General features: G+C 69.3%; 2 protein-coding genes. Both read left to right on the top strand.

Translation table 11 applies throughout. The features are described from left to right. Positions 1-435 (top strand): transglycosylase domain-containing protein (locus D3H34_RS32960; RefSeq protein WP_205736872.1); only part of this gene is annotated, 435 nt, incomplete at its 5' end. Between the two features lie 10 nt (positions 436-445). Beyond that, complete coding sequence (gene ruvC, locus D3H34_RS32955) at positions 446-994, top strand: crossover junction endodeoxyribonuclease RuvC (protein WP_119558893.1); 549 nt, start codon at positions 446-448, stop codon at positions 992-994. The last annotated feature ends 64 nt before the right edge of the window (positions 995-1,058 follow it).

The raw sequence follows: 1,058 nt of genomic DNA, 5'->3' as shown, positions 1-1,058 counted from the left end.
GAGAAAGCCTGGGAGCGCAACCAGCGCGCCGAGGAACGCGCCCAGGCCGCGGGCCGGGCGCCGACGAAGATCTATGGCGGCTCGACCATCACCCAGCAGCTGGCCAAGAACCTGCTGCTTTCGGGCGAGCGCCAGTTCGCGCGCAAGGGCCAGGAGCTGGTGCTCGCCAAGCTGCTCGAGCTGTTCCTCACCAAGCAGCGCATTCTCGAGATCTACCTGAACCATGTCGAATGGGGACCGGGCGTTTTTGGCGCCGAAGCCGCTGCGGGCTATTATTTCGGCAAGCCCGCGTCGCGCCTGAGCGCCGCCGAGGCCGCGCGCCTGGCGGTGATGCTGCCCCAGCCCAAGCGCTTCGCGCTCCAGCCCCAATCCCGCTACCTGGCCCAGCGCGCGCGCATCATCATGCGCCGTATGGGCCATGCGACGTTACCCTGAGAACTTTGGCATGCGCATTCTTGGCATCGACCCCGGCCTGCAGACCACGGGCTTCGGCGTGGTCGACGTGGACGGTCACCGCCTGAGCTATGTGGCCAGCGGCACCATCCGCACGACGGCGCTGGACCGCGGCGACCTGCCCGGCCGGCTCAAGCTGCTGTTCGACGGCATCACCGAAGTCGCGCAGCGCTACCAGCCCGACAGCTCGGCCGTGGAAATCGTGTTCGTCAACACCAATCCGCAATCGACGCTGCTGCTGGGCCAGGCGCGCGGCGCGGCGCTCGCGGCGCTGGTCACCAGCCTGCTGCCCGTGGCCGAATACACGGCCTTGCAGATGAAGAAGGCCGTCGCCGGCCATGGCCGCGCGGGCAAGGACCAGATCCAGGCCATGGTGCAGCGGCTGCTGCAGCTGCCCGGCCTGCCCGGCCCGGACGCGGCCGACGCACTGGGCATCGCCATCACCCACGCGCATGTGGGCGCGGCCATGGCGCGCATCGCCGAAGTCACGCCGCTGCAGCGCCGCCAGCACGCGATGTACAAGGGCGGGAGATCGTACTGAAGGACCGCCGTCGAACGCCCCGGCGCGAGTTACCGCCGCAACGAAAAACCGCCCGGCGCAATGC

This window comes from Acidovorax cavernicola (genome assembly GCF_003581445.1).
This window is presented reverse-complemented; position numbering and strand designations above follow the sequence as displayed.

Excerpts from the sequence above, each read along its gene's own strand:
- ruvC (WP_119558893.1), top strand. The coding sequence starts at position 446 with ATGCGCATTCTTGGCATCGACCCCGGCCTGCAGACCACGGGCTTCGGC.